The sequence below is a fragment of the Bradyrhizobium icense genome (assembly GCF_001693385.1).
GTDB lineage: Bacteria > Pseudomonadota > Alphaproteobacteria > Rhizobiales > Xanthobacteraceae > Bradyrhizobium > Bradyrhizobium icense.
Genome location: NZ_CP016428.1, coordinates 4,518,135 through 4,538,153, shown reverse-complemented (window position 1 = coordinate 4,538,153; position 20,019 = coordinate 4,518,135). Strand labels below are relative to the sequence as shown.

At 62.4% G+C, this 20,019-nt stretch carries 18 protein-coding genes; 12 read left to right on the top strand and 6 right to left on the bottom strand.

The genetic code is table 11. From position 1 onward, the window contains the following. Window positions 1–215: 215 nt before the first annotated feature. The gene (locus tag LMTR13_RS21420; protein ID WP_025589847.1) at window positions 216–863 is read right to left on the bottom strand and encodes an alpha/beta hydrolase; all 648 of its coding nucleotides are present in this window, start codon (window positions 861–863) and stop codon (window positions 216–218) included. Between the two features lie 278 nt (window positions 864–1,141). Here LMTR13_RS21420 and LMTR13_RS21415 point away from each other — a divergent pair, with 278 nt between their 5' ends. From LMTR13_RS21415 to LMTR13_RS21375, 9 genes are all read left to right on the top strand, one after another. Beyond that, complete coding sequence (locus tag LMTR13_RS21415; protein WP_065729560.1) at window positions 1,142–2,296, top strand: cysteine desulfurase family protein; 1,155 nt, start codon at window positions 1,142–1,144, stop codon at window positions 2,294–2,296. A gap of 91 nt (window positions 2,297–2,387) precedes the next feature. After that, window positions 2,388–3,884, top strand: coding sequence for a Fe-S cluster assembly protein SufB (gene sufB / locus LMTR13_RS21410; protein ID WP_065729559.1), 1,497 nt, complete (start codon window positions 2,388–2,390; stop codon window positions 3,882–3,884). A 126-nt stretch (window positions 3,885–4,010) separates the two neighbouring features. Next, complete coding sequence (sufC, locus tag LMTR13_RS21405) at window positions 4,011–4,763, top strand: Fe-S cluster assembly ATPase SufC (RefSeq protein WP_065732862.1); 753 nt, start codon at window positions 4,011–4,013, stop codon at window positions 4,761–4,763. Window positions 4,764–4,780: 17 nt separating this feature from the next. Then, the gene (gene sufD, locus LMTR13_RS21400; protein WP_065729558.1) at window positions 4,781–6,106 is read left to right on the top strand and encodes a Fe-S cluster assembly protein SufD; all 1,326 of its coding nucleotides are present in this window, start codon (window positions 4,781–4,783) and stop codon (window positions 6,104–6,106) included. After that, entirely contained in the window at window positions 6,103–7,350 is a 1,248-nt protein-coding gene (locus LMTR13_RS21395) for a cysteine desulfurase (protein ID WP_065729557.1), read from the top strand. The genes sufD and LMTR13_RS21395 overlap by 4 nt, the downstream gene beginning before the upstream one ends. Next, a complete protein-coding gene (locus LMTR13_RS21390; protein ID WP_028346267.1) occupies window positions 7,347–7,718 on the top strand; it encodes an SUF system Fe-S cluster assembly protein in 372 nt (123 codons plus the stop codon). The genes LMTR13_RS21395 and LMTR13_RS21390 overlap by 4 nt, the downstream gene beginning before the upstream one ends. 9 nt (window positions 7,719–7,727) lie before the next feature. Continuing rightward, window positions 7,728–8,141 carry a VOC family protein gene (locus LMTR13_RS21385; RefSeq protein WP_065729556.1) on the top strand — a complete coding sequence of 138 codons (414 nt, stop codon included), beginning with the start codon at window positions 7,728–7,730 and terminating at the stop codon, window positions 8,139–8,141. A gap of 129 nt (window positions 8,142–8,270) precedes the next feature. Continuing rightward, complete coding sequence (locus LMTR13_RS21380; protein WP_065729555.1) at window positions 8,271–8,657, top strand: HesB/IscA family protein; 387 nt, start codon at window positions 8,271–8,273, stop codon at window positions 8,655–8,657. Between the two features lie 28 nt (window positions 8,658–8,685). Continuing rightward, window positions 8,686–9,141, top strand: a complete 456-nt coding sequence (locus tag LMTR13_RS21375) for a TfoX/Sxy family protein (protein WP_065729554.1) — start codon at window positions 8,686–8,688, stop codon at window positions 9,139–9,141. Here the strand turns inward: LMTR13_RS21375 and LMTR13_RS21370 are convergent. Together LMTR13_RS21370 and LMTR13_RS21365 are read right to left on the bottom strand one after the other, a co-directional pair. Beyond that, window positions 9,138–10,205, bottom strand: coding sequence for a GGDEF domain-containing protein (locus tag LMTR13_RS21370; RefSeq protein WP_065729553.1), 1,068 nt, complete (start codon window positions 10,203–10,205; stop codon window positions 9,138–9,140). The two genes, LMTR13_RS21375 and LMTR13_RS21370, sit on opposite strands and share 4 nt — an antisense overlap. A 125-nt stretch (window positions 10,206–10,330) precedes the next feature. After that, the gene (locus tag LMTR13_RS21365) at window positions 10,331–11,815 is read right to left on the bottom strand and encodes a DEAD/DEAH box helicase (protein ID WP_065729552.1); all 1,485 of its coding nucleotides are present in this window, start codon (window positions 11,813–11,815) and stop codon (window positions 10,331–10,333) included. 385 nt (window positions 11,816–12,200) lie between these two features. Here LMTR13_RS21365 and LMTR13_RS21360 point away from each other — a divergent pair, with 385 nt between their 5' ends. From LMTR13_RS21360 to LMTR13_RS21350, 3 genes are all read left to right on the top strand, one after another. Then, window positions 12,201–13,697 (top strand): caspase family protein, encoded by a 1,497-nt coding sequence (locus tag LMTR13_RS21360; protein WP_065729551.1) that lies wholly within the window; start codon window positions 12,201–12,203, stop codon window positions 13,695–13,697. A 515-nt stretch (window positions 13,698–14,212) separates the two neighbouring features. Then, entirely contained in the window at window positions 14,213–15,523 is a 1,311-nt protein-coding gene (locus LMTR13_RS21355) for an O-antigen ligase family protein (protein WP_065729550.1), read from the top strand. 99 nt (window positions 15,524–15,622) lie between these two features. Beyond that, a complete protein-coding gene (locus LMTR13_RS21350) occupies window positions 15,623–16,834 on the top strand; it encodes an FAD-dependent oxidoreductase (RefSeq protein ID WP_083219119.1) in 1,212 nt (403 codons plus the stop codon). A 102-nt stretch (window positions 16,835–16,936) separates the two neighbouring features. On the opposite strand, the gene LMTR13_RS21345 is transcribed toward LMTR13_RS21350, so the two are convergent. From LMTR13_RS21345 to LMTR13_RS21335, 3 genes are all read right to left on the bottom strand, one after another. Beyond that, window positions 16,937–17,668 (bottom strand): outer membrane protein, encoded by a 732-nt coding sequence (locus LMTR13_RS21345; protein ID WP_065729549.1) that lies wholly within the window; start codon window positions 17,666–17,668, stop codon window positions 16,937–16,939. Window positions 17,669–17,942: 274 nt separating this feature from the next. After that, window positions 17,943–18,713, bottom strand: coding sequence for an SDR family NAD(P)-dependent oxidoreductase (locus LMTR13_RS21340; protein WP_065729548.1), 771 nt, complete (start codon window positions 18,711–18,713; stop codon window positions 17,943–17,945). Window positions 18,714–19,037: 324 nt separating this feature from the next. After that, window positions 19,038–19,841, bottom strand: coding sequence for an outer membrane protein (locus LMTR13_RS21335; RefSeq protein WP_065729547.1), 804 nt, complete (start codon window positions 19,839–19,841; stop codon window positions 19,038–19,040). Window positions 19,842–20,019: the final 178 nt, after the last annotated feature.

Genomic DNA, 20,019 nt, shown 5'->3' with positions numbered 1-20,019 from the left:
CGCGCAACCCATCTTGCGAGTTGCGACGTGGTGTAGGCCGCGTGTCCCGGGCGCGATGCAGCGCCATAAGCGCGTTCACGCGCATCTTCGACACGCTATGGCGCTGCTTCGCAGAACCGGGACCGATGCCGGTAACGGAAACAACAGAAAGGATAGGCCCGGCTCTGCCGTGCACCACTTCGTGTTGCACCGCGTCCCGGGGCACGAATCAGGCGTCAGCGGACGTTGGCGAGCCGCATGTCGAGATAGCCGGTCACCGTCTCCATCAGCGGCTCGAGCTTGCCGTCGAAGAAGTGGTTGGCACCCGGGATGATCTGCTGATCGATCACGATGCCCTTCTGGGTCTTCAGCTTCTCGACCAGCGTGTTGACGTCCTTCGGCGGCACCACCGCATCCTTCTCGCCATGCACGATCAGGCCTGAAGACGGGCAGGGCGCGAGGAACGAGAAATCGTAGAGATTGGCGGGCGGCGCGATCGAAATAAAACCTTCGACTTCGGGCCGGCGCATCAGAAGCTGCATGCCGATCCAGGCGCCGAACGAAAAGCCCGCGACCCAGCAGGCGCGCGCTTCGGGGTTGATGGTCTGCGCCCAGTCGAGCGCGGACGCCGCGTCCGAGAGTTCGCCGGTGCCGTGATCGAACGAGCCCTGGCTGCGGCCGACACCGCGGAAATTGAACCGCAGCACCGAAAAGCCGCGATGCGCAAACGCGTAGTAGCACTGGTAGACGATCTGGTGATTCATCGTGCCGTGAAACTGCGGATGCGGATGCAGGATCATCGCGATTGGCGCGTTCTTCTGCTTGGCCGGATGATAACGGCCTTCGAGGCGGCCCGCAGGGCCGGTGAAAATTACTTCAGGCATTGATGATCCCTAGGCAACGGACGTGATCCGGCGGAAAAGAATGTGATCATGCGTCGTTGGGCGATGCGCGAACGGGCGCTCCCGTGAACTGGTTGCGGCCTTCTAGCATGAGGCGAGGGGCAAAAAGCAAGCATCTTGAACATCTCGAAGGCGGTTCAATGCGTTAGCTTACGATTGCAGGAGACGGCGCGATCCCCAATTGCCATAAGGCGTCTCGCGACGGTGCATCGCCTGGGCTCGCGCTGCCCGCTCGCGGATGTAGGTAATATTATACAGACATGTCGAACCGCGTTTATCTCGACTGGAATGCGACAACGCCGCTTCGCCCCGAGGCGAGGCAGGCGATGACGGCTGCTTGGGATCTGGCTGGCAATCCGTCCTCGGTGCATGCCGAAGGGCGTCAGGCGCGCCGGCTCGTCGAGGACGCGCGGGCCGCCATCGCGGCGGCCGTCGGTGCCCGTCCGCAGGATGTGGTGTTTGCTTCCGGAGGCACCGAAGCCAATGCAATGGCGCTGACGCCGGGACTGCGCCGGGGTGCAAGCGGCCCGGTCCAGCGGCTGATGGTCTCAGCCATCGAACATACGTCGGTGCTGTCGGGGGGGCGGTTTCCGGCAGATACGATCGCGGCGATTAAGGTCTCCCGTACCGGCTTGGTCGACCTCGCCCATCTGCGTGCTTTGCTTGCCGAAGGGCCGCCGGCGCTGGTGTCGGTAATGCTGGCCAACAACGAGACCGGCGCCATTCAACCGATCGGCGAAGTCGCTGACATCGTGCGTGAAGCGGGCGGGCTGCTGCACGTCGATGCGATTCAGGCATTCGGAAAAATACCCCTCGATATCAAATCGTTAGGGGCCGATCTGATCACGCTGTCTGCGCACAAGATCGGCGGCCCCAAGGGAGTTGGTGCGCTGGTTCTGACCGAGCCGGTGCAGGCTCTGGAGCCGCTGCTTCGCGGCGGCGGCCAGGAGCTGGGCCGCCGGGCGGGAACCGAGAATGTCGCTGGTATCGCGGGCTTTGGCGCAGCAGCCAAGGCGGCGATGGCCGAGCTGGCCGCCAATGCCGTCCGGCAGCAGGGTTTGCGCGAGCGCCTTGAGAAGGGGCTGCGCCAAGCGACTGAAATCATTGTGTTTTCAGAGGGGGCGTCGCGCCTTCCCAATACGACGCTGTTTACCGTTCCCGGGCTTCGAGCCGAAACGGCAGTGATTGGCTTCGATCTCGGCGGTATTGCGGTATCGTCCGGTTCCGCCTGTTCCTCCGGCAAAGTGCAGCCGTCCCACGTTCTGGCCGCCATGGGGTTCGGCGGGGAGTTGGCGCAGGGAGCGGTGCGGCTCAGTCTGGGCTGGTCTACCACTGAGGCAGACATTGATTTGGCCCTTGAGGCTTGGCGAAAGCTTGCCGATGCCTTACTTAGAGGGCGACGAAACACGGCTTGAAACGTTCTAAGTGGGTTTCGCCGGAACGCTTCGTCAGACTGATTTTGCGATTGTTCCACCGCGGTCCTTGAAACCGCGAGCGGAGGATGGAATGCCAGCCGTACAAGAGACGGTCGAGCGCGTGAAGCGCATCGACGTCGACCAATATCGATATGGTTTTGAGACGCTGATCGAGTCCGACAAGGCCCCCAAGGGGCTGTCGGAAGACACCGTCCGCTTCATTTCCGCGAAGAAGAACGAGCCGGCCTGGATGCTGGAATGGCGTCTGGAGGCCTATCGCCGCTGGCTGACCATGACCGAGCCGACCTGGGCGCGCGTCAACTATCCCAAGATCGACTACCAGGACATTTACTACTACGCGGCGCCGAAGCCGAAGAAGACGCTGTCGTCGATCGACGAAATCGATCCCGAAATCCTCAAGACCTACGAGAAGCTCGGCATTCCCTTGCGCGAAGTCGCCATTCTCGAAGGCGTTGAGCCCCCGCCCGGCGGCGAGCCGTCGGCCAACCGCAAGATCGCAGTCGACGCGGTGTTCGACTCGGTTTCGGTGGCGACCACCTTCCAGAAGGAGCTGAAGGCCGCCGGCGTGATCTTCATGCCGATCTCGGAGGCGATCCGCGAACATCCCGAGTTGGTGAAGCAATATCTCGGATCGGTCGTGCCGACCTCGGACAATTATTTCGCGACGCTCAATTCGGCGGTGTTTTCCGATGGCTCGTTCGTCTACGTGCCGCCGGGCGTGCGCTGCCCGATGGAATTGTCGACCTATTTCCGCATCAACGAGCGCAACACCGGCCAGTTCGAGCGCACGCTGATCATCGCCGACAAGGGATCCTACGTCAGCTATCTCGAAGGCTGTACCGCACCGCAGCGCGACGAGAACCAGTTGCATGCGGCGGTCGTTGAACTCGTCGCCCTCGACGATGCCGAGATCAAATATTCGACGGTGCAGAATTGGTATCCCGGCAATTCGGAAGGCCTCGGCGGCATCTACAATTTCGTCACCAAGCGTGGCGACTGCCGCGGCAATCATTCGAAGATTTCATGGACCCAGGTCGAGACCGGATCGGCGATCACCTGGAAGTATCCGAGCTGCATCCTGCGCGGCGACAATTCGCGCGGCGAATTCTATTCGATCGCGATCTCGAACGGTCACCAGCAGGTCGACTCTGGCACCAAGATGCTCCACCTCGGCAAGAACACGTCGAGCCGGATCATCTCCAAGGGCATCGCGGCCGGTGTGTCGCAGAATACCTATCGCGGCCTCGTCACCGCTCACCGCAAGGCGATCGGCGCACGCAACTATACCGCCTGCGACTCGCTCCTGATCGGCGACAAATGCGGCGCGCATACCGTGCCTTACGTCGAGGCGAAGAACTCGTCGGCGACCTTCGAGCACGAAGCGACGACGTCAAAGATTTCCGAGGACGTGCTGTTCTACTGTACCCAGCGCGGGCTCTCGCAGGAGGAAGCGGTTGGCCTCGTCGTCAACGGCTTTGTCAAGGACGTGCTGCAGCAACTGCCGATGGAGTTTGCGGTTGAGGCGCAGAAGCTGATCTCGATCTCGCTCGAAGGATCGGTTGGATAGCGACCTCATCCTGAGAAGTCCGCGCAGCGGCCGTCTCGAAGGATGAGAGGAAAGATTGTGGCCACGTCCTTCGAGACGCGCCTGGCGGCGCTCCTCAGGGCGAGGGGTGAAAACGGAAAAAACCAGATGTCATTGCTTGAAGTAAAAGATCTGAAAGTCCGCGTCGAGGATCGCGAGATTCTCCACGGGCTGACGCTGACCGTGAACCCGGGCGAGGTTCACGCGATCATGGGGCCGAACGGCTCCGGCAAATCCACGCTCTCGCACGTGATCGCCGGCAAGCCGGGCTATGAGGTCACCGATGGCCAGATCCTGTTTAGGGGCGAGGACCTACTCGAGATGGATCCCGACGAGCGCGCCGCCAAGGGCGTATTTCTCGCGTTCCAGTATCCGGTCGAAATCCCAGGTGTCGCTACCATGAACTTCCTGCGCACCGCGCTGAACGCGCAGCGCAAGGCGCGTGGCGAGAGCGAGTTCTCCACGCCCGACTTCCTGAAGAAGGTCCGCGAGGTCGCAAAGTCGCTGAACATCCCGCAGGACATGCTCAAGCGCGGCGTCAATGTCGGCTTTTCCGGCGGCGAGAAGAAGCGCAACGAGATTTTGCAGATGGCGCTGTTCGAGCCGGCCGTCTGCATCCTCGATGAAATGGATTCCGGCCTCGATATCGACGCGCTCAGGATAGCGGCCGATGGCGTCAATGCGTTGCGTTCGCCCGATCGCGCCATGGTCGTCATCACCCACTATCAGCGGCTGCTCAACTACATCGTGCCTGATTTCGTGCACGTGATGTCGAAGGGCCGGGTCGTCAAAAGCGGCGACAAGGAACTGGCGCTGGAGCTCGAGGCTTCCGGCTATACCCAGTTCGAAGACGCGGCCTGACGGGAAGCGGATTTGTGATGAATGTAGTTCTGGCAAAAAACGAGACCGGGCGCGCGCTGAGCGACAGCTTCGCGGTGGCGCGCGATCGGCTGCCGGGCGGCGGCAAGGTTGCCGAGGCGCGCAATACCGCCTTCGAGGCCTATGAGCGCGTCGGCCTGCCGCACCGGCGGCTCGAGGACTGGAAATACACCGATCTACGCGCGCTGATGCGCGAGGTGCTGCCGCTGGCGGCCGCACCGGATGCGGCCGCACTGAAGCAGGCTGCAGCCGCCGTAAAGCTGCAGGCGATCAAGGGCGCGCGTCGGCTGGTGCTGGTGGACGGCGTGTTCGCGCCGAAGCTTTCCGAACTGGAGGGGCTGGAGAAGGGCGTTACCATCCGCGCCCTGCGCGACGTGCTGGAGACCGGCGACGCCGCGCTGCAGACGCAGTTATTCACGCCCGACAATGCCAATCCGTTGGTCGCGCTCAACAGCGCGATGATGACCGATGGCGTGGTGATCGAGATCGCCAATGGCATCGTGCTGACGCAGCCGCTGCAGATCGTTCATGTCGCTGGTGGAGCCACGCCGGCTGCGATGTTCACCCGTTCGCTACTGCGTCTCGGCAAGGATGCCGGCGCGACGCTGGTCGAGAGCTATATCGCGGCCGAGGCTGCGAAGGCCTATCAGGCGCATGACTCCCTGATCGTCGCAATCGGCGATAATTCGCGGCTCGACCATGTTCGACTGGTCGAGGACGGGCGGGAGGCGTTCAATATTTCCTCCGCTGTGGTGACGCTGGGCGCGCACGCGCATTTCAACACCTTTGGCATGACCTCCGGCGCCGCCGTTAGCCGCTATCAGGCGACCATCGCCTTTGCCGGCGAGGGCTCGAGGGTCGAGACCAACGGCGTTAATCTACTCAACGGACGCCAGCACGCCGATACCACGCTGTTCATGGATCACGCGGTGCCGAACTGCGCCAGCCGTGAGGTGTTCCGCGCCGTTGCCGACGATCGCGCCCATTCGGTGTTCCAGGGCCGCATCGTCGTACGTCCGGACGCACAGAAGACCGACGCCAAGATGATGACGCGGGCGCTGCTTTTGTCTGACGATGCCGAGGCCGATAACAAGCCGGAGCTCGAGATCTTCGCCGACGACGTCACCTGCGGTCATGGTGCCACCACCGGCGCGCTCGACGAGAGCCTGCTGTTCTACCTTCGCGCCCGCGGCCTTTCCGAGAAGGAAGCCCAGGCGCTGCTGATCCAGGCGTTCGTGGGCGAGGCCATCGAATCCATCGTCAATGACGATCTGCGCGAGCTCGCAATCGCCGCTGCGCAGCGTTGGCTGGAGGCACGGGCATGACCCAGCATCCGGCGGTCAAAAATGGAGCCTACGATGTCGCGCGCGTGCGGGAGGATTTCCCCGCGCTGGCGATGAAGGTCTATGGCAAGCCGCTGGTCTATCTCGACAACGCCGCCTCCGCGCAGAAGCCGACTGCTGTGCTCGATCGCATGACCGAGGCTTACACAAGCGAATACGCCAATGTGCATCGCGGCCTGCATTACCTCGCCAATGCCGCTACCGAGGCTTACGAGGGCGCCCGCGCCAAGGTAGCGAAATTCATCAATGCAGGGCGTAGTGAAGAAATCATCTTCACCCGCAATGTCACCGAGGCCATCAATTTGGTGGCATCTTCCTGGGGCGAGCCCAACATCAAGCAGGGCGACGAGATCGTGCTCTCGATCATGGAGCACCACTCCAACATTGTGCCCTGGCACTTTTTGCGCGAGCGCCATGGCGCCGTGATCAAATGGGCGCCGGTCGACGACGACGGCAATTTCCTGATCGAGGAATTCGAGAAGCTGCTGACGCCGCGCACGAAGCTCGTCGCCATCACCCAGATGTCGAACGCGCTTGGCACCTTCGTCCCGGTCAAGGAAGTCGTGAAGCTCGCCCATGACCGCGGCATTGCGGTGCTGGTCGACGGCGCGCAAGGCGCTGTGCATTTGCCGATCGACGTGCAGGACCTCGATTGCGATTTCTATGCCTTCACTGGCCACAAGGTCTATGGCCCGACCGGGATTGGCGCGCTCTACGCCAAGCATCAGCACCTGGTCGCGATGCGGCCCTATAATGGCGGCGGCGAGATGATCCGCGAGGTGGCTAAGGACTGGGTCACCTATGGCGACCCGCCGCACAAGTTCGAAGCCGGCACGCCGCCGATCGTCGAGGCGATCGGGCTGGGCGCTGCGATCGACTACGTCAGCTCGATCGGCAAGGAGCGCATCGCCGCCCACGAGCACGATCTTTTGAATTACGCCCAGGAGCGGTTGCGTGAAATCAATTCGCTGCGCCTGATCGGCACCGCGCGCGGCAAGGGACCGGTGATCTCCTTCGAGATGAAGGGGGCGCACGCCCACGACGTCGCAACCGTGATCGACCGGCAGGGCATCGCGGTGCGCGCCGGCACCCATTGCGTGATGCCGCTTTTAGAGCGGTTCAATGTCACAGCCACCTGCCGGGCGTCGTTTGGAATGTATAATACCCGGGAAGAAGTCGACCATCTGGCACAGGCGCTGATCAAGGCGCGGGATTTGTTCGCATGAGTGATACGGCCGAAGTCAAGACCGCCAATATGGAAACCAACTCGGCGCTGCCGCCAGAGGAGACCGAACGGCTCGGCACCGAAATCGTTGCGGCGCTGAAAACGGTGTTCGACCCGGAAATTCCCGCCGACATCTACGAACTCGGCCTGATCTACAAGGTCGACTTGAAGGACGACCGCAGCGTCGACGTGACGATGACGCTGACCACGCCGAATTGTCCGGCGGCCGGCGAACTGCCGACCATGGTGGAGAACGCAATCGCCAGCGTGCCCGGCGTCGGTGTCGTGAATGTCAATCTGGTGTGGGATCCGGCCTGGACGCCGGATCGGATGTCCGACGAGGCGCGCCTCGTCCTCAACATGTGGTGAAGGAATCCGTTGCCGAAGCTATCCGGGGTCATCGAGACTGCACTCTACGTCGATGACCTCGACCGCGCCCGCGCGTTCTATGAGGAGGTGCTGGGTCTGGAAGCGCTGACGGCGGATTCGCGGTTCGTTGCTTTTGATGTGGGTGGGAGAAGCGTGCTGCTGCTGTTTCGCCGCGGCTCGGCGCCCGAGACGATCCAGCTCCCCGGCGGCACTATTCCGCCGCATGACGGCAATGGTCCCATTCATATGGCCTTTGCCATCCCGGCGGCTGAGTTGCCGGCGTGGGAAAAGGCGCTCGGCGAGCACAATGTCGGGATTGAAGGCAGGACGGACTGGCCGCGCGGCGGCAAGAGCATCTACTTCCGCGACCCGGACAACCATTTGCTGGAACTGGCGACACCGGGAATTTGGAAGATTTACTAACGAGCGTGCGGCGCGTTTCGAGGGGTTCTGATCGAGTTCATGACGAGAGGCCTTCACAGTGGGAATTTCGTTGTTATTTTAATGGCATGATAGCTCGTCGCCGCCATGCGACGCCGGAGATCGACTGCTATGGATACCATCGTCCAGTCCAAGCCGAAGCCGCGGCCGCGCCCGCAGGTGATGAAGCTGACCGAGGCCGCCGCCGCGCGGATCACGGAGCTGACCAAGCGGGCCGATTCCGAGATCGTCGGCTTGCGCGTCGGCATCAAAAATGGCGGCTGCGCCGGGCAATCCTATACGGTGGAATACGCCCATGAGATTCGCCCGACCGACGAGGTGGTCGAGGACAAGGGCGTGAAGATCCTGGTCGACCCCAAAGCGGTCCTGTTCCTGCTCGGTACCGAGATGGACTACAAGGCCGACAAGCTGCAGGCCCAGTTCATCTTCAACAACCCGAACCAGGTTTCCGCCTGCGGTTGCGGCGAGTCGGTGCAGCTTACGCCGGCGAAGGCTTGAGCGACCGTATCGCCGGGGGCGGTGAGCGATGGATCGCGATTTTCTGATCGATCTGTTTGCGGACTTCGGCCCCGTCACCATCCGCCGGATGTTTTCCGGATTTGGCATATCCGCCGACGGCACCAACTTCGCGCTGTCGTTACGCGCGGGGCTTTATCTTCGCGCTGATGAACAAACGATCCCGCAATTCGAAGCAGAGGGATCGACACCATTCCAGTACCAGACGCGGGCGAAGACGGTCACCGTGAATTCCTACTGGCAACTGCCGGCGCGTTTGTTTGACGATTCCGAGGAGCTGGCGGAATGGGCGAGGGCTGCGCTGGCAGCGGCGCAGCGCGCGGCGTTGCACAAGCGGCCGAAGGCGCGCAAGGCGGCGAAGCCGAAGGTCTCCAGCAAGGCTGTGAACGAGCCGGCCCGCAAGCCAGCCGTCAGCCGTCAGCCGGCAGCGAAGGCGAGGAAGGCGCCGCGCCGAAACAGCCGCTAAGCGACCTGGCTGCGGGTCTCGTCCGCGTATTCGGGGTCGGCTTCGCAGACCACGCGGTTGCGGCCGTTGCGCTTGGCGGCGTATAGGCAGGCATCGGCGCGTTCGATCAGCGAGTCGGTGTCGTCGTCCGGCTTGAGCATGGCGACGCCGACCGAGATGGTGACGCGTCCGAGAATTTCGCCGGTCGATTTCTTCTTCAATTCCTTGGCCATGACGGCGCGGCGGATGTGGTCGGCGACCGTCAGCGCCTGGCGCAGCGCGGTGTTGGGCAGCACCACCGCGAACTCCTCGCCGCCATAGCGGGCGGTAATGTCCTGGCCCTTGATGGTCTGCTTGAGCGACATCGCAACCAGCCGCAGCACCTGATCGCCGGTGAGATGGCCGTAGGAATCGTTGAACGACTTGAAATGATCGATGTCGAACATCATCAGCGACAGCGGTTCGCCGCTTGCCTGCGCCGCTCGCACCGCCATCTCGATCGAGCGGTCGAAATATTTCCGATTACCCAATCCGGTCAGCGGATCGGTCAAGCTCTCGGCGCGGATCGCTTCGAGGCTGTGCTGCAGATTGCTGATCTCGGTCTTCGACAGCGCCAGCCGGTTCTCCAGCGCCTTGTTGATCTCGCGCATCTCGCGCGTCGATTTCACCAGACCGTCGACGATCGCCTTGATCTGCTCGCGGCTCTTTGCATTCCTGAGTTTTTCGTTCGCGCCGCTCAGCTTGGCGTCATAGTTCTCCGACATGCCGAGGCCCTCGTTGATGAGGGCCATTACGTCGTCGATTTCGCCGATCACGCGCGCGCCGACCTTGTCGATACGGTCGGAGGCCTTGATGTGGGAGAGATAGGTTTCGTAGATCTGTTCGAGATCGGATTCGCTGAGCTTGCCGTTGCGCGCCAGCGTCTCGTTGATGATCTTGTTGAGGGGAGCGTTGTATCCGGTCGCGTAGACGTACCAGATTTCATAGTTGCGCGGGACGGCGGTCTGCCGGAGGGATTTGATCTGGCCCAACGCGACTTCGGCAAACGCCATTGTGCGTTCGTGCTCGTCCAGCAGCTTGACCACTGATCCGTCCCCAATAGCGAGCAGCGCCGGTCGTTGCCGTGCAGCAATGATTAAATTATCGCCGCAAGTTATCCGAGGAGGATGAACGGCCGGTAAACAGTTCCGGCCGCAGGAATCGACGCTTGTCAGACGCGGGCGCGAACGGGCCGCAACAGGAATGCAGGAAGGTGCGAGTGATCGGCGGGCTCCGATTCGACCTCGCGGTGGGCGCGCCGCGGTTCGGGTCGCCCGATCGAGGGCACGCGTGAAGGCTGCGCAGGGACGGGCGGCGCGAAGGCTGCGGCCTCCGGCTGCGGTTTTGCACTGCGGCCCGTGCCTTTGGCATGCCGCGGTTCACGATCGGCTGACTTGTCGCTGTTTCTGGCGTGTCGCGGTTCGCGTTCGCGCCGGGGCTTGCGCCCGCCACGCGAACCTTCCCGGGCGCCGTCGCGTGCGCGATGTTCGCGCGGCTGATCGGACTCCTCGGAAGGTTCCGAGTGTACGGCGTAGTCACCTTCGGCGACCGGAATGTTTTGCCCGATCAGCCGTTCGATTGCAGCGATCGATTTGCTGTCGAGCGGGGTGACGATCGAGATCGCGGTGCCGGCGCGGCCTGCGCGCCCCGTTCGGCCGATGCGATGCACGTAGTCGTCGGCATGATGCGGCACGTCGAAATTAAAGACGTGGCTGACGGCGGGAATGTCGAGGCCGCGGGCGGCGACGTCGGAGGCCACCAGCAGCGGAATCTCACCCTTGCGGAATTGGTCGAGCGCCGCAGTGCGCGCCGACTGGTCCATGTCGCCATGCAGGGCGCCGACGCTGAAGCCGTGCTTCTGCAGCGATTTGTGAACGACGGCGACTTCGCGCTTGCGGTTGCAGAAGATGATCGCGTTATTGAGGTCCTTGGCGTCGCGCAACAGGCGGCGAAGGAGCTCGCGCTTCTGGTGCGGCTCGCGGCCGCCGTTGACCTTGAACTGCGACACGCCGGCTGCCGTGGTTGCCGGCTTGGAGACTTCGATCCGCTCCGGGTTGTGTAGGAAGGTTTCGGTGATGCGGCTGATTTCTGGCGGCATCGTCGCGGTGAAGAACAGCGTCTGGCGCGTGAACGGCACCAGTTTGCAGATGCGTTCGATATCGGGGATGAAGCCCATGTCCAGCATGCGGTCGGCTTCGTCGATGACCAGGAGTTCGACACCGGTAAGCAGGAGCCCGCCGCGCTCGGTGTGGTCGAGCAGTCGGCCGGGCGTTGCGATCAGGACGTCGACGCCGCGGGTCAGCTTGGAGTCCTGGTCGCCGAACGAGACGCCGCCGATCAGGAGCGCGACGTTGAGTTTCTGGCCGGCGCCATACTTGTCGAAATTCTCTTTGACCTGAGCGGCGAGTTCGCGGGTCGGTTCGAGGATCAGGGTGCGGGGCATCCGTGCCCGGGCGCGGCCCTTTTCCAATAGCGTCAGCATGGGCAGGACGAAGGCGGCGGTCTTGCCGGTGCCGGTCTGGGCGATGCCGAGGACGTCGCGGCGGGCCAGAACGTGGGGGATCGCCTGTTCCTGGATGGGAGTAGGGGTGGTGTAACCGGTGGCCGCAACTGCGGCGAGGACCTTATCGGAAAGGCCGAGATGGGAAAAAGACATTGAGCCTCTAGTCGACACCGCCGTTCGGAATCGAGGGTAAAAAGGCTGTCGCGTTTTGCCCCGAAACGGCGCGCTTTTGAAAAGCTGAGGGCTCTGACTTACGCAGACGAGCGGCTAACCTAAGGAATCGCGTTTCGATCCAAGGCCGCGTTGAGCGCGAACATAGGGTCGAAACGGCCAAAGTCAATCTAGGAACCTGCATTGAAGCCCAAAAAGCTTAATGTTTTCGCACAAATAACGGCAAAAACCGTCATTTGGCCGTCAAACCGAGCCGCTGCCTTGCCATCGAGCGGGGCCGTTGAACCGTAGGCATCGGGATGCCGACTATGGCATGAAGCGGCTATGCACGGCCCGGACCAGGACCATTCGTGCACTGGGGGATTCGATGAAGGATTGGTTTTCCAGATTGCTCGCGGTGACGAGCCTTGCAGCGTGCATCGCGGCCTTCGCCGCGCCCGCCTACGCCGCGAAGCGAGTCGCGCTGGTGGTCGGCAATAACGACTACAGGCATGTTCCCAAGCTGCAGAAGGCGGTCAACGACGCCCGCACCATGGGCGATACGCTCAAGCAGCTCGGCTTCACGGTGATGGTGGCGGAGAACCAGAACCGGCAGGCGTTCAGCCAGACGCTGCTGGCATTCGACAAGGCGGTCGACGCTGGAGACACCGCGTTCTTCTTCTATGCCGGCCACGGCTTTGAAATCGCGGGCCAGAACTTCCTGCTGCCGACCGACGTGCCGGCGGCGACCGAAGGCCAGGAAGAGCTGGTGCGCGACGCCTCGATCCTCGCCGATCGCGTCATCGAACGGCTGCAGAACCGGAAGGTCCGTACCGCCATTCTGGTGTTCGATGCCTGCCGCAACAATCCGTTCGAACGCGCCGGCACGCGTGCGGTCGCCGGCGGCGGCGGGCTTGCGCCGATGACGCAACTGCCGGAAGGCGTGTTCTCGATCTTCTCGGCCGGGCCGCGGCAGACCGCGCTCGACCGGCTTTCCAACGACGACGCCAATCCCAATTCGGTGTTCACGCGAACCTTCGCCAAGGAGATCACGCAGCCCGGGGCAAACCTCGTCCAGGTCGCGCAGCGCACGCGGCGGGCGGTCAGCGAACTGGCGGAGACCGTCCGCCACAAGCAGATCCCGGTTTACTTCGACCAGATGGTCGACGACGTTTTTCTGAATGGTTTGGCGAAGGCCGAGCCCGAGGCGACAAAGCCCGCCGAGCCGCTGCAAAAACTTGCAGCCTTGCCGCCGGTGCAGCGGCTGCAGCCGCAGAACGATTCCGTCAACGCACCGATCGCGATGTTCTCGCGCCACAATGGCGGCTGGACCGTGGTGTTCTCGATCGCCGACCCGACGCTCGGCATTTCCTGGCGGATCGGCGACAGCGGCGATTTCCGCGAGACCGGCTTCATGGATACGCTCGATCCGCGTACCCGCAAGCGGATGCCCAACCCGTCGGTCGAGCTGCCGGCCGATGCACCAGCGGCCGTCATCCAGGTGCGCTATGTCGACACCAATGGCGAGTTGCAGGGGCCGTTCCCGATCCGGTTCGACCCCGAAGCCGCGCTGATCCGCGATCAGCGGAAGATTCTCGACATGACCGCGACGAGTTGGTTGTCGTTCCGCGAGTACAACGGGGTCCTGGTCTATTATACGCACCTGATGTCGTACCGTTGCGCGATCCGCGAAGTGCGCGTCGGCATCGACAGTGCGGTGCCCGACAAGGTACTGAAAATGCCGCCTTGCAACACTCGCGATCCCAGCGTCATTCCACACGATGCGCAGCCTTATTTGAAGCTCGCGCCCGCGACCAGATCGGTTTCGGTGGAATTGACCTATCGCGACGGCAGCGTCTCCGAGATCAAGAGTTTTAGGCGGTAATAGGTGCGCCTTCGGTTGCATCTCCTTCGTCGTACCTGCGAACGCAGGGACCCATAACCACAAATGCGCGTCGTTGAAGAAAGCCGTCGTCCATCCAGCACGCCAACAACCGCCGCGGCGTATGGGTCCCTGCGTTCGCAAGGACGACGGAGTGGATGCGGTTCAGTTTTCGACAAGCCAAACATCCACGTTCTCGCGGCGTGATACGCCCGAGCATTGCATGACGTTGTCCCTCAAATCGGAGGGAGCAGGGAATGCCGGGCGCTTGCTGCACCCGCGGTCTCGTGTGCGGACGGCGGATCGGACGACTGCAGGCCGGCGGGACAGCGGCGCGATAAAAGGCCGAACGTTCACCATGCCGCCGGCTGAAATGGCTCCTTTTTTGGCCATCATGTGCTTGCATGCAAGTGGATTAGCGGGCGTCTCGAAATGAGAGCCGGTCGCTTCGGGCATCTGCTGTTTAGCTGCAGCGGCTGCCTCTCGTTTTGTAAATCTATTTTGAGTTGTGTTGCGTAATGTCAGAGTTTGCCGCCGCGCCGGTGTTGCGACCAGGGCTCCCAGGCTTCATCGCCGCCTGGCCGCAGTCCCGGCTCTGGCTTCTTTGCCTCGACATTTACCCGGCACTTGCCGGAGCCGCGCTGCCATGGTCGACGACCGCAGTCTCGGTTTTCACGGCGTTGTGGATGGTCACCGTCCTTCCCACGATCGATTGGCAGGCGTTCTTCGAATCCTTACGTGCGTCAGCGCGATCTTTGCCTTTGGTCTTCTTTGCACTGGCGCTCGCGGGCGTCCTCTGGGCCGACGATACCGCGGCCGTGAAATTGCTGGGGCTCAGTCCCGTCGTAAAGCTACTGGCCATCCCGCTTCTCATTTACCATTACCAACGCTCCGAGCGCGGGCATTGGGTGTTGATTGCGTTCCTGGTTTCCTGCGTCCTGCTCATGGGCGTGTCATGGGTGACATATTTCGCGGACTGGAAGGCCCATCCGGACGGGTTGGCTGGAGTCCCCGTCAGAAACTACATCGATCAAAGCCACGAATTCGCCCTGTGCCTGTTTGCCATCGCGCCGCTGCTCCTGTCATTCACTGCAAACGGTCATCGAGCCTGGGCCCTCGTACTCGCGGCCATCATGTTGGGCTTCTACTGCGATATGCGGTTTGTTGCGACTTCACGCACCGCGTTGGTCTGCTTCCCCGCCTTGCTCGTTCTTTTTGCCGTCAGATACCTGAACCGCAGACACGCAATCTGTCTTCTCGCATTGGCGGCGATCGTCGAGGGCGCTGTTCTACTCGCGTCACCCTATCTGCGTGATCGCGTCGAGCGCACCGTGCAGGACTCCCAGGTGGCTGTCGATACCAATGCCGCGACCGCGACCTCGAACGGCCTGCGGCTGGCATATTGGCGCGCTTCCGTCAGATCGATTTCAGAGGCGCCGATGTTCGGGCACGGTACCGGATCGACCAAACAGTTGTTCGACCGCGAAGCCGCGGGCAGGAGCGGCGAGTGGGGCCGCTCCATTCGCAACCCGCATAACCAAACGCTCTACGTCGCCATCCAGTGGGGGATGCTCGGCGCCCTCATCCTGTATGCGATGTGGTACTTTCATCTGCAGCTCTTTCGGGAATCCACGCTCGTTGCGTGGGTCGGGATGGTGATCGTCGTTCAGAACTTCGTCAGCTCGTTGTTCAATTCGCACCTGTTCGACTTCCACGAAGGTTGGATCTATGTTCTCGGCGTGGGTGTAGCGGGCGGCATGGTCGCGCGCGCGCAGCCTCAACCTGCTCTGGCGCGCGGATCAGAACAGGCAGGCATGGCCGGGCTTTAGGATATCGACCGGCAAAGCGCACCTCGGCTGCGGCGGCCCAATTCCTTCGGGCTGAAAGATACCCTACAGTTCGCGTGACACGATTGGTGAGGTAGCGCGATGAAAGTACGTTGCTGCATCGTCGGCGCCGGGCCGGCCGGAATGATGCTCGGATATCTGCTGGGCCGCGCCGGCATCGACGTCGTGGTGCTGGAAAAGCATGCCGACTTCTTTCGCGATTTTCGCGGCGACACCGTGCATCCCTCGACGCTTCAGGTGATGGACGAACTCGGGCTGATCGACGGCTTCCTGAAACTGCCGCACCAGCGCTTGCAGAAGATGCAAGGCATGTTCGGCGGAGAAACGGTGCGGATCGCCGATCTGAGCAGGCTTCACGTCAAATATCCTTTCATCGCCTTCATGCCGCAGTGGGACTTTCTCAATTTCCTGCGCGAGAGCGGCAAGCGGTTCGCTTCCCTCAAGGTGATGATGTCGACGGAAGCGACCGATCTCATTCGAGACGGCGAGCGCGTCACGGGCGTGAAGGCGAAGACGCCGGATGGCATCATCGACGTCGATGCCGACCTGACCATTGCCTGCGACGGACGCCATTCGCTGGTGCGCGAACGCGCCGGCCTTGAGGTCGAGGAAATCGGCGCGCCGATGGACGTGTTGTGGTTTCGCGCCGGCAAGCGGGAGAACGAAAACGAGAGCCTGTTTGCGCGGGTCGATCCCGGCAAGATGATGGTGACCTTCGATCGCGGTGACTATTGGCAATGCGCGTTCGTCATTCCGAAGGGGCAGTATGAGGCCGTGAAGGCGAGGGGCTTGCCCGCGCTGCTCGACGACATCGCGCGCATGGCGCCGATCCTGAAACCGGGACTTGCCGAGGTGAAGAGCTGGGACGACGTCAAGCTGTTGACCGTTGCGGTCAACCGGCTGAAGCGCTGGACGCGGCCGGGGCTACTGTGCATCGGCGACGCCGCGCACGCGATGTCGCCGATCGGCGGCGTGGGCGTCAACCTCGCGGTCCAGGATGCCGTGGCGGCGGCGAACCTGCTGGCGCCAGCGCTGGTGAGCGGCTGCCCGTCGGAAGATGAACTCGACGCGGTGCGCCGGCGGCGCGCGTTTCCGGTGCGGATGACGCAGCGAATGCAGGTCGTCGTGCAGAACAACATCGTGAACGCTGCGCTGAAGCCGGGCAACCGGCCCCTGAAGGTCCCGTTCGTGATGCGGCTGGTCACCGCGGTGCCCTGGCTGCAGGGCATCACGGCGCGGTTTGTGGGGGTAGGCGTGCGGCCCGAGCATGTGCAGTCGCCGGCCCCAGCTTAGCGTACGATGCGGGTGCAGCAGGCATTCCAGCGAGCAGAACGCAACAAAAAGCCCCGGACGATGCCGGGGCTTTGAGCTGTTGAGGGCTATCAAGTAGCCGGATCAGTACCTGGCGACGACAGGGCCACCGAAGCGATAGCTGATGCCACCGCGCACCGTGTGAAACACCGGATCATGTTCATACGAGAATCCGGGGAACGAGAAGACAGAGGCGTTCCGGAAAGTGCCAAAATCGGTGTAGCGGTACTCAAGACGGGCCGACCAGTTCGGCGTGAAGCCGTATTCCCAGCCTGCGCCCACGGTCCAGCCGGTGCGTGTGGTGGAGTGGGTTTCAAAGAGGATATTCGCGTTGACGTAGGTGTGCTCCATATCCGCCCAGGCCGCACCGCCGGTCACGTAAAGCAGCGAGTTGTTGAAGGCCACACCGAGGCGGCCACGGATAGATGCCTGAGCATCCAGCCGGAAGTCCGTGCCATCGAGGCTGGGGATGAGGCGATAACCGCCGTTGATGTCGGCGCCTTCAACGTCGCCTTCGAGACCGAAGACGAACTGACCGACCTGCCAGTTGTAGCCGACGTGACCACCGCCAACGAAGCCATCAGTGTTGAAGCCCTGATTGAAGGCGGTAGGCACGCCCGTAGCGGTGACAAACTCACGGGTGCTGTTGTCACCCCAGGCGTAACCGACCTGTGCACCGATGTAGAAGCCGGTCCAGTTATAGACGGCGGCGATCGGCGCGGGAGCTTTGGTGTAAGGCCGGGCGGCCAGATCGGCGGCCGAGGCGCTGACCGTGCCGATGGCCAGCGCGGCGGCGGCGATAGCGAGCTTTTTCATTATTTTCCCCAATTTCTAGGACAAGTAACGCGAGCAATTGATGCTGGTGCAACATAGCCCAAGAGTCGCATTAAAGCTGTCACCTGCACGCCACAGTCGTGCAACTTCCAGCACCGTTGCACCAATAGATTGCCGAAGGACGGCCGCTATTCGGCTCCAACAATGAGAAAGCGGCGAGATATGAGCTATTTGGCTGCCCGTTGGCGCTGCGAGGCTGTCTTCCCGGCGAATCGCTCTTATTTCACTGTTAAGGTGAACCTGACAAACGGCCCGCCTATCCCATAACAGAATACCCGCCATCGACAGGAATCGCCGTGCCGGTGACGAAGTCGGACGCGGGCGAGGCGAGAAAAACTGCGATCCCTGCAAAATCATCGATCGCGCCCCAGCGCGCCGCCGGCGTGCGCGCCAGCACGCGGTCGTGCAGGCCGTCGATCTCCTTGCGGGCGCGCTTGGTGAGATCGGTATCGATCCAGCCCGGCAGCACGGCATTGGCCTGGATATTGTCGGCCGCCCAGGCGCAGGCGCAGGAGCGGGTGAACTGCACGATGCCGCCCTTGCTCGCGGCATAGGCTGGCGTGAAGCTGGCGCCGAAGATCGACATCATCGAGCCGATATTGATGATCTTGCCGCCGCCGACCGCCTTCATCGCCGGATAAACCGCCTGCGAGCACAGGAAGGCGCTGGTGAGGTTGGTTTGGATCACGCTGTTCCACTCGGCGATATCGAGCGCATGCGGCGGCTTGCGGATGTTGATGCCGGCATTGTTGACGAGGATATCGATTCGGCCGAGTTCGCGGACGACGCGTTCGGTCATGGCGGTGACTGCCGACTTGTCGGTGACATCGGCCGCAACCGAAATCGCCTTGGCGCCGCCTTGCTCAAGTTCCGCGACCGCACCGGCCGACTTCGCTTCGTTGCGGCCCACCACGGCGATCACCGCGCCGGCCTCGGCGAGACCCCGTGCCATGCCGAGCCCGATACCGCCATTGCCACCGGTGACGATGGCTACCTTGCCGGTGAGGTCGAAGAGTTTTGGCTTCATCGCTTTTGTCCGCTTTGTTGTTGGAACGTGATGACCCTAGTTTGATCTGAGCCGTGAAGCGAATATTGGACTGCGTTCCCCGGATGCTGCGCAGTGCGCTGCGCTGGCGGCGTGGTGCGCTGCTGATCCGGGGTCTGCGGGGGCGGTGGGGTGGGTCCCGGCTCTGCGGTGCAGCGTCAAGAGACGCTGTCGCCTGCTAACGTCTGCCATGCCCTGCGGCTTTGACGAGCTCGTGCGCGCGGCCGGATCCGGACTGGTCCGGTGTTCGAGCAACAAAAAAGCCCCGGACAATGCCGGGGCTTTTGAGCAGTTTATTCGAAGGGATCAGTACCTGGCGGCGACCGGAGCGCCACTCCAGTTGAAGCGGTACACCAGCGAGGTGCTGATGGTCTGCGTCCAGGGCTTGAAGGTCACAGCGGTACCGGTCGGACCGCCGCCGAAGGCGGGCGTGACCGTCCCCGGCAAGGTGACGCGATCATAGAAAGCAGAGCGATACTCTGTCTTCATGAACCAGCCGGGAGCCGAGATGCCGAAAAGGTCCAGGTTGTTCTCAACGCCGCCGCCAATGAACCATCCATTCCGATCGAAGGAGGGCGTGGTGTAGATTCCCGGGCCGCCGGGCGCGAAGATAGTGGATTGAGTAGTGCCCGACCACTCTGAACCAGTGTAGCCAGCATTAACGTAAGACAACACATTGGGAGCAACCAGATAACCCAGTCGCACACCAGCGGCATAGCTCGTCTCGAGCTTCATGCGGCCTTCGGTGAAAAAGAAAGGATCGCTGAGGGAGCCGCGGATATCCCCGAACTGAGCGTCACCGAAAATACCGGCCACCCATCGGCCGGCGAACTGCATATCGTAGCCGGCGCCGACCGTTCCGAACCAGCCGCTGCCGCCATTCCGCTGGTCGCGGGTGAGGGCCACTGGAGCCCCAGGGAAGGTCACGACGTTGCTATCAGCGCTCCAGAGCCCGCCGCCGCCACCACCGAAGATGTAGAAGCCGGTCCAGTTATACGCTGCGGCGACAGGAGCCGGCGCCTTGGCGTAGGGCCGGGCCCCGAGGTCGGCCGCAACTGCCGATCCGGTGAATGCTGCAACCGCGGTCAAAGCGAGCAGTACTTTTTTCATGTCTAGTTCCTCAACTTCTTGTTCGCTTGACGAGGTGCGCGAGCGCCGATTCCCAAAATCCAGTACCGTGACTATACGCAGTTCCGGCCAAATTGCTGTTGCGGGGGAAGCACACTGGGCCGAAAAGGAATGACTGGCAAAAGCCCGAAAGACGAGCAGATTCCGCCAATGACCGGCC

Excerpts from the sequence above, each read along its gene's own strand:
- LMTR13_RS21420 (WP_025589847.1), bottom strand. The coding sequence starts at position 863 with ATGCCTGAAGTAATTTTCACCGGCCCTGCGGGCCGCCTCGAAGGCCGT.
- LMTR13_RS21415 (WP_065729560.1), top strand. The coding sequence starts at position 1,142 with ATGTCGAACCGCGTTTATCTCGACTGGAATGCGACAACGCCGCTTCGC.
- sufB (WP_065729559.1), top strand. The coding sequence starts at position 2,388 with ATGCCAGCCGTACAAGAGACGGTCGAGCGCGTGAAGCGCATCGACGTC.
- sufC (WP_065732862.1), top strand. The coding sequence starts at position 4,011 with ATGTCATTGCTTGAAGTAAAAGATCTGAAAGTCCGCGTCGAGGATCGC.
- sufD (WP_065729558.1), top strand. The coding sequence starts at position 4,781 with ATGAATGTAGTTCTGGCAAAAAACGAGACCGGGCGCGCGCTGAGCGAC.
- LMTR13_RS21395 (WP_065729557.1), top strand. The coding sequence starts at position 6,103 with ATGACCCAGCATCCGGCGGTCAAAAATGGAGCCTACGATGTCGCGCGC.
- LMTR13_RS21390 (WP_028346267.1), top strand. The coding sequence starts at position 7,347 with ATGAGTGATACGGCCGAAGTCAAGACCGCCAATATGGAAACCAACTCG.
- LMTR13_RS21380 (WP_065729555.1), top strand. The coding sequence starts at position 8,271 with ATGGATACCATCGTCCAGTCCAAGCCGAAGCCGCGGCCGCGCCCGCAG.
- LMTR13_RS21375 (WP_065729554.1), top strand. The coding sequence starts at position 8,686 with ATGGATCGCGATTTTCTGATCGATCTGTTTGCGGACTTCGGCCCCGTC.
- LMTR13_RS21365 (WP_065729552.1), bottom strand. The coding sequence starts at position 11,815 with ATGTCTTTTTCCCATCTCGGCCTTTCCGATAAGGTCCTCGCCGCAGTT.
- LMTR13_RS21360 (WP_065729551.1), top strand. The coding sequence starts at position 12,201 with ATGAAGGATTGGTTTTCCAGATTGCTCGCGGTGACGAGCCTTGCAGCG.
- LMTR13_RS21355 (WP_065729550.1), top strand. The coding sequence starts at position 14,213 with ATGTCAGAGTTTGCCGCCGCGCCGGTGTTGCGACCAGGGCTCCCAGGC.
- LMTR13_RS21350 (WP_083219119.1), top strand. The coding sequence starts at position 15,623 with ATGAAAGTACGTTGCTGCATCGTCGGCGCCGGGCCGGCCGGAATGATG.
- LMTR13_RS21345 (WP_065729549.1), bottom strand. The coding sequence starts at position 17,668 with ATGAAAAAGCTCGCTATCGCCGCCGCCGCGCTGGCCATCGGCACGGTC.
- LMTR13_RS21340 (WP_065729548.1), bottom strand. The coding sequence starts at position 18,713 with ATGAAGCCAAAACTCTTCGACCTCACCGGCAAGGTAGCCATCGTCACC.
- LMTR13_RS21335 (WP_065729547.1), bottom strand. The coding sequence starts at position 19,841 with ATGAAAAAAGTACTGCTCGCTTTGACCGCGGTTGCAGCATTCACCGGA.